This is a genomic window from Defluviitoga sp. (genome assembly GCF_035349255.1).
Lineage (GTDB): Bacteria > Thermotogota > Thermotogae > Petrotogales > Petrotogaceae > Defluviitoga.
Map to the genome: position 1 here is coordinate 1 of NZ_DAOPSE010000044.1, position 7,961 is coordinate 7,961.

General features: G+C 30.2%; 4 protein-coding genes. 1 reads left to right on the forward strand and 3 read right to left on the reverse strand.

What is annotated here, in order from left to right; translation table 11 throughout:
- Positions 1-392: 392 nt before the first annotated feature.
- Together PKN74_RS07405 and PKN74_RS07410 are read right to left on the reverse strand one after the other, a co-directional pair.
- Positions 393-3,692: a hypothetical protein gene (locus PKN74_RS07405; RefSeq protein ID WP_472310111.1), complete on the reverse strand. Its 3,300-nt coding sequence runs from the start codon at positions 3,690-3,692 to the stop codon at positions 393-395.
- A 645-nt stretch (positions 3,693-4,337) separates the two neighbouring features.
- Positions 4,338-5,801, reverse strand: coding sequence for a redoxin domain-containing protein (locus PKN74_RS07410; RefSeq protein ID WP_472310113.1), 1,464 nt, complete (start codon positions 5,799-5,801; stop codon positions 4,338-4,340).
- Between the two features lie 427 nt (positions 5,802-6,228).
- Here PKN74_RS07410 and PKN74_RS07415 point away from each other — a divergent pair, with 427 nt between their 5' ends.
- Complete coding sequence (locus PKN74_RS07415) at positions 6,229-6,864, forward strand: hypothetical protein (RefSeq protein WP_472310115.1); 636 nt, start codon at positions 6,229-6,231, stop codon at positions 6,862-6,864.
- 570 nt (positions 6,865-7,434) lie between these two features.
- Here the strand turns inward: PKN74_RS07415 and PKN74_RS07420 are convergent.
- Positions 7,435-7,961, reverse strand: a 527-nt coding sequence (locus PKN74_RS07420; protein WP_472310117.1) for a ribonuclease HII, incomplete at its 5' end; no start/stop codon positions are given.

Consider the following 7,961-nt stretch of genomic DNA (forward strand, 5'->3'; position numbering starts at 1 on the left):
GGATAACCAACAACAGATAATAACATTTTTTTATTCGAAATTAATAAAAATAATTGGTAAAGTACGTTTTATTAAGTTGATTAGTTGAGGAGTTGATTAGTTGATAAGTGAGGATTAGAGATGAGGAGACGGAGGAGACTGGGTGACTGGGTGAATAGGAGATGGGGTGACGAGGTGACGGGGAGAAGAGGTGAAGGGGAGAGGGGGAGAAAAGGAGACTGGGTGACTGGGAGAGGATATTAGTTTTAAGTTAGTCCACAGATGAACACAAATGAATACAAATTAAAGATAAATGTTGAGGAGTTGATTAGTTTAAGTAAAAAATTTAAACTACATTTAAGCAATTATGCTTGTTTGCTGTATTTGGTATTACTTTTTAACTTTTCTTTTTTCTAATTATCTTTATACTTATCATAAATATCTCTCAGGAATTCGTAACCTCTTTGTGCATATGTATTGCATATTTCACGTGCTGTACCTTCATTACCTTCTTTAAAAAGAAATTCTATTATTGAACAGATATGTTTCTGGTCATAATAATAAGGGGTGAAATTTTCTAGTATAATTCGAAATATTTCTCCTATGTATTTAGATGTTTCTTTATTATCACCATTCTCTTTGATCTCATCTAAATATTCGATAAAGTCTGATGAATTTAAATCTAATCTCAGATATTTTGCTGATAACTTTAACCATTCTATATTTTCTTCATCAATTTTAGGTAAAAATACTGTCAATTTTGTAACATCTGAGAGAATCTCTTTATCATTTTCATCAATGCTCTGTTTGTTTTTATATTTAATGTATAACCACGCCCAGAATTCAATTATCTTTTCTCTAATATTTTTGCTTATGTTGTCATCTTTAGTAAGATAGTCTTTCTGCATCCAGAAGAAGTGAATGATAGTTGCAATTTGTTCATAATTAAACATATCCAATATTTTTTTAAACAAACTTTCTTCCTCATTCAATGTTTCATTATTTCTCAAATAGCCTATAGCAATATGCTGAACTATTAGTTCATTACAATTATATATTTTTTCTTTAAAATTATAAACAATGCCGTAGTAATAATGGGATCTCATCAAATTATAAAGATCATTATAAACTCTACCTATGGATAAATATCCTATCATAAAAGCTTCCCAGTATTTGGTGCCCTTTTCATCTTCTATGGATTTTATTTTTTCCTTAACCCATTCTTGGTCCAAATAATAAAAGCAAGGTAAGTATTGCCCAAGACAGGTATACCCCTCGATGACTTTTTTATCTAATATTTCTTCATATTTTTGTTTTATTTTAATTGACCATTTTGTATCACTTTTGATGCCTTTTTTTTCATTAACACGAGCCTTTCTTAAAGCAAGATTTATAAGTGCAGATATTGTCTTTTCCCAGGGAGTATACCATAGATAATCGGTTATCTCATTATTTTCTTCAACTTTTAGGTTATTCAATAACATAAAAATGATCTTTTCTGCATGTTCTAAGTGCTTTTCATGAAAAGCCCACAAGTCATCTCTTGTACCATACTGCATTATTTCAGAAACTGTACCTACAATCCATTCATGAGTAGTGTGACAGTCATCTATTATAAATTTATCCTTCCAGAATTCTTTACGATTAATATATTGTTCAATGAAATTGAGTAATGTTTCCCAATCTATTTCTTTTTTTTCTTTCCAGGCGTCTTTTATCCCTTGTAAAATATTGTTAATGTAGAAATAACCAGTATTAACAAATGGGGCAATATCTTCAGTAAATTTTTCTGTATTTTCTTTAGCAATTTCAGCCAATAAATTAGCAAGTCCATCAATAGTTGGTCCATCCCTAAAGTCTCCAGTTCTAAATTTTTCTAGATATTCAGCAAGTTTATCATTAGGCATTTTCATAATTTCATCTTTCGTTAATGGCGAAGGTCCTGGCCCATCAAGTATTTCAACTTTTCCTATAGTTGATTTGAGTTCCACATCAACATTTGTTATTTTTTTCATTTCATCATAAAGATTTTTAAAAAACGGGTCATGAGATAGAGCTTCGTAAATTTTCTGTTTATGTATTGCGATATGTGTCTCATCTTCATTTTTAAAGTCGTGCATTTTTACAGAATTATCGATTTTTTCCTTAAGTATTTTTCTTCTCTCGTTGGTCAGGTTTTTGAGATTTTTTAATACATACTTTAGTTCATCTCCATAATGTGATTTATTAGCAAAAATTAATTCACCTGCATACTTTGCTACTAATTCCCAAAACAACTCCTCATATTTGTCCATATTTTGCCCCATAACATAAAGTGCTATTTTGGGAAAGTATAAATCTTTATCTTCAAGAAATTTTTTTAATATTTCTTTAGTAGCATTACTATCGTGGTTTGCTTTTGCTAGCAGGACTCTTTTGAGAATAAAAGTTAATATGTCTAAAGCCGAGTCTCTAGAGAACATATCTTCATTGTAAGAAGAATTACCTATATGTATCACATATTGCTCATCTTTAGGCATTGGTTTTAACTTCGTAATCAAATCTTTAACGACTTTTTCTGAACATTTAATGCCAATATCTTCGGAATATTTCTCAAAGGTTTCTTTTAACAAGTATGGGTCTATTATAGTATTTATAGGCTTTTCTTTCAATGCTGTTATATAGTCAATAATTTTCTCTGCTTTTTGAATATCATCTGGATTATCTGTCAAAAATTTTGGTAACAAATTTGTCGTAATTTCTGAACCTTGCAGTATATTATCAAACCTTGAGTCAAGCCAGATGGGAATTAAATCAATAATTTCAATAGGTATTTTATCATTTGGGATATTGCAGAGAATTTTTACAAAGTAATACCATGTGCGGTAGTTATCTAAAACTTTATTATTATCAATGTGATATTGGGAAACATCACTTATTATGTTGATTAACTCTTTAATATATTTTTCATTTTCTGGCTTATCAACTTGTTGGGAGACTTTTTCTAGATAAGGGAGAACATTCCATTGAGGGATAAAGAAAAATCCTTTTTCAGTCTCTTGGGGTTGAGTATTTAGATTTGGTTTAAAGTAGTATCGTTTTTTTAATTTATCAAACCATTCAATATGCTGCAATTTTCTAAAAAAATATTGCTTTTTGACTTCATCTTCATCATCGTTAAATATATTTTTTAACGTTTCTAAAATTTCTTGAGTTGGCTGTTTATTTTTTAAAAATGTATCCATTAGCTGAGTAATTTTAATATAATCTCCAACTAAATGTGTTAGAATTTTTTCAAACCTTTTCCATAACTCATTAAATATTTCCTTTTCTCGTGGTGTTTTCCATGCTCCATGTCTATGAGCATATTTATGAAATTCTTTTGCAGTATTATGCCATTCTTGTACAAATTTATCATCCTTATTTGATCCTAAAGCCTTGCAAATTTCATCAATATGAGTTGATTTATTTATTTCATTTCCACAATTGTCGCACTTTTGGATTTCCCCTTTATTCGGTTTATGACCTGAATTTAAAATATCTTTTATACCGCCTTCTATCTCTCTTGCTATATGTGCAAGTAAATAAGATTTTGAAGTCAACTCACTATTAAATATTACTACCCCATCATAGTATAGGGATGCTACTTCTTCTCCTATTTGTTTTAATCCATCATAAATTCTTTGTTGATAAACTTCCAATTTTATATTTTTCAATGATTTTTCTAATTCCATATTTTACACACTTTTTGCCTTATCTAGCCTAGCTTTTGCTAACTCGGCTACTGACCTAAAAACATCCTTTCGTTCTTCTTTGTTAAGTCCCAGGTCATCAATTAGGGTCGGGCAAAGGATTGGGCTACTGCTCATGAATAGGACGAGTTTAGTTAAAGTCGTTTTACCCGCATCTATCTCTCCTTGCAAACAAATGAAGGATCTTTTTAGCTATTTGTGGTAGCTCTTCTATCGTTACATTTTTAAAACTTTCAATTTGTTGCATATATTTTAAGTAGTTTACATTAATTTTTTTGATAAAAATTGTAAAATTATTTAAGCAAATTTACTGAAAAAATATAAAATAAAAAAAGGTTCACTTCAGTGAACCCTTTTCTCTTATGAAAAAATTGTTTCAAACCAGAAACACCTCCAGTGCAAAATTAATAAAATCTTTTAAATGAAAAATTTTTTTTAGTTTTTTATTTATATGGTCATAATTAATAGTATTATTGTATGTTTTTAGGAGATTGTTTTTAAGGGCTAAAGCCCATACTTCTTTTTTTGTTATACACTAAAGGTCAGTGTTAATGGGCGTATGGTAATGCGCTCCTACAATGCGTTTTTTGGGATAATCATCTAAATCGAGATATTACTTTTTAATTTTCATGGATTGTCTGTTAAAAACTGCAAGAGTTCATCCATATTTTCAGGTATTGCACTAATTTTATTCGTTTTAGTGTCCACCAAAAACATTACTGGAACTGAAAGTATAAAATAAGCATTGGCTTCTGAACTGTTTATTCCCCCTTCACATCTTTTATGCTTCCACCCTTGCAGTTGACTTATAGTATTTTCCCAAGCAGCAATTTCGGTTTCAGTTTCATCAAGACTAAGAGCAAGGACTTCTATGAGTTTTTGATTACTTGATTGTTTCCACCAATTGTAAAGTTGATTAACGAGTTCTGTACAATGTCCACAATCTGCACTATAGAAAAGAAGTAATTTGTATTTACTATTGGTTTTGTATTTACTAAACAGAACCTCTTTGCCGTCATTATCTTTAATCGTAAAATCGGGAGCTAAAGTACCTACTGTTAGTGTTTTCATCCCTGCAAGTCGTTTTTCTATCGCTTGTCTTTTAGTTGTTAGGCAATTAGGATCGTTAAGATATGTTTCTAACATTTCTATACCAGCAGGCATATTTATACTTTCATATCCTTTGTAAAAATAATCAACCATCCAGCCATACACTTTTGGATGTCCGAGACGAGCTTTTTCTATAGCTGTTTTTCCAATAAGAGGAAATAGTGAATCTAATTCCTGTTGTGTTTTAGCGGTAGAAGCATACATGTTCACATAGGTGGTAATAAAATTGGTTAGCTCCTGTGTATGAAGTAAAAAAGTATCATTAAAATCTATCCCATCAAAATAATGTGATAATACACTTTGCATTCGGGCAGATTCGTCTCCTTTAAAATCAATTTGTGGCACATAGTGAAACTGAAATATATGGCTCACAAACAAGTCATTATATTTGGTGGTTTGTTCTTTAAGCCATTGATTATAATTATTGCGTCTTTTTTCATATTCTTCTATTCCTTGCTGATAAAACTCTGATTGTATATCGTCATAATTGAGTAAAAAGTTTTGCAGTAAACCCAATTTTTCCTTTTGTTTGTTGTTTTCTTTGTTAAAGTAGGCAAGCACAGTATTTTCTTTTTCATCTTTTTGAAAATAGGTACTGTCATTATTATTACAATACATAGGATTTACCCATAATTCTAAATCCTGATTGTTAATAATAATGTACTTTTCGCAAGGATAGGGAGTGCTAGTTTCTTTTTCTTTATAATCAAATCGTAATACAAATGCGCCGGGTAAATTAATATTTGAAATAATAATACTGTCTGTTTCGCCATTTTTAATACCCGATTTTTCCAAAATAGTTTTATACGCATTTGCTCCGTATAAAGGCATCAGGCTTACTTTACTTTCGGCAACACCGCGAATATGAAGTTTTAGAGTTACTTCCTGAGCAGAGCAATTGAAAGTTTGTAAAGTAAAAAAACAAAAAGTTGAAAGTAAGATTAACGATAATTTTACTGAAAGAAAAATTTTGCTTCCCATAATATTTTTTGCAAAATTATTAAATTTTTTTTCTTATTACGAAATAAATGAGATAGTATTAATTTCCATAGAAATTATGTATGTATTTCGATATAATCTGGTAAATAATTAATAAAAATATCTATGAAAGGTGTTACACAGATGAAACAGATGTCATCTTCTTTTGAAAAACACAGATGCTTTATAGAAGATATTGTGAAGAGAGCAAATAACTGCACATAAAATCCCTTTTCAGGCAATTGAAAAACAGTTTAATATGGAACCATAAATTTTAAATAAAATCCATTACTTTTTTAAAAGTAAAATTGTATATTTGTAAAAAATAAAAGTTCAAGTTTTAATAAACAACCATGTGAAACTTGACAGTTAAAACCTAACGACAATGAAGAAGTTTTTTAAAATATTAGGAATTATATTAGGATCAATTGTGGCTCTACTTATTTTGATTGGAATCGTGGTGTTTGGCGGTTCTTATTTGTTAGACGCTAAAAAAGAAGTTGAAAATCCTGTCTATCCTCCAGACAAAACATGGACTTTTACCGCGGAGTTTTATGACACTGAGAACAAACTGACCAGAACTGACACATTAAAATTAAAAACTATTAATCAGCGTTTTATGCTGACTCAGAACAAAATAAAATGGATTTTAAAAAGTGGCAACAAAACTTTAGAAGAAACTACGGGTATTATTGAAAATGAAAAAAGACTGTGGATTCACCCTCCGAGATTTGATGATTATTTTGAATTTACTGAGTATTCAGCATTTCCAGAAGTAAGACGACCAATTTCAATCGACAATAAATGGGGAGCTCAGTTAATGCTTGGAACCTATGCTGACAAAGAAATGGGAAATAAGATGACTGTAGAATACAGCATAATAAATATTGACACAATAAATACAAGCCCGACAATTACAAATGTTAAAATTCTTGGTAAAGGCAAATCCGGACTTGGGACTTACACTTGCGAAATGGACTTTCATGAGAGAAAAGGGTTTACCAAATTGACATATTTAAAACAGAATAATGAAAAATTAATTATTCAGCTAATTGACGAAAGATAAAAATAAAAAGAGAAAATTGGTGGAAAGAAGTATTGCAAACTAGAAAATTTGTGTATAATGAAAACTAAAAGAAAAAACGAAACGCTAACAAAGGATATACGCCATAAAAACAGTTTATACCCTCCTCCCCTTACCCACATTTCTAAAACCCACCTATTACAAAAAGGAAACAGTAAATTATTATAATGTTGTTGACTTCATTTAACTTCATTTGAGGAAAAGAGAGAATGAAATTGGGTTCTATAATGTTCATTGTGGATAAATTATTTTACCACAAAGTTCACAAAGAGTAGTCTATTAACCCTGACCTTTAGGTCAGGGTATGTCATAAAAATAGCTATGGGCTTTAGCCCTGAAAAGACAAAATCCCAAAATCCTTTAATCCCACAAATCCCAGTTCATACATTTTTCTCTATGTTCTTTGTGCCTTCTTTGAGAACTTTGTGGTTAATATTTAACTGTCCAATAATAAAATATAAAATTAATCTTTATTAATCTTTACCCATACAAAACATTATAGAACCAATTTTAGTTTTAATAAACAACCTTGTGAAACTTTACAATTATCAATTATAAAAGTTTAAATGATTTTCTGTGATACGGACTAATACCAAAATCTACAATTGCTTGTCTGTGTACTTTTGTTGGATAACCTTTGTTTTTTGCCCATTGATACATAGGATAATCATTGTGAAGCATAGTCATATATTCATCTCTGTATGTTTTTGCTAGAATAGAGGCTGCTGCTACATGATAATAAGTATTATCAGCTTTTTTTATAGTTTGATAAGGTAATTCATTATATCGAATAAAATAGTTGCCATCAATGACAACGAATTCTGGTTGAATATTTAAATGTACTAATGCCCTATGCATAGCTATCATAGTAGCTTGTAGTATATTAACTTCATCGATTTTTTCGTTAGATACAAAGGCTACAGAGTAACTGACAGCGTTGGCTTCGATGATTTTGCGGGCTTCCTCACGTTCTTTAGCTGTTAGTTTTTTAGAATCTTTTATTAATGGATGAGAGAAATTATCTGGTAAAATAACTGCAGCAGCAAACACAGGGCCAGCTAAACAACCTCTGCCAGCTT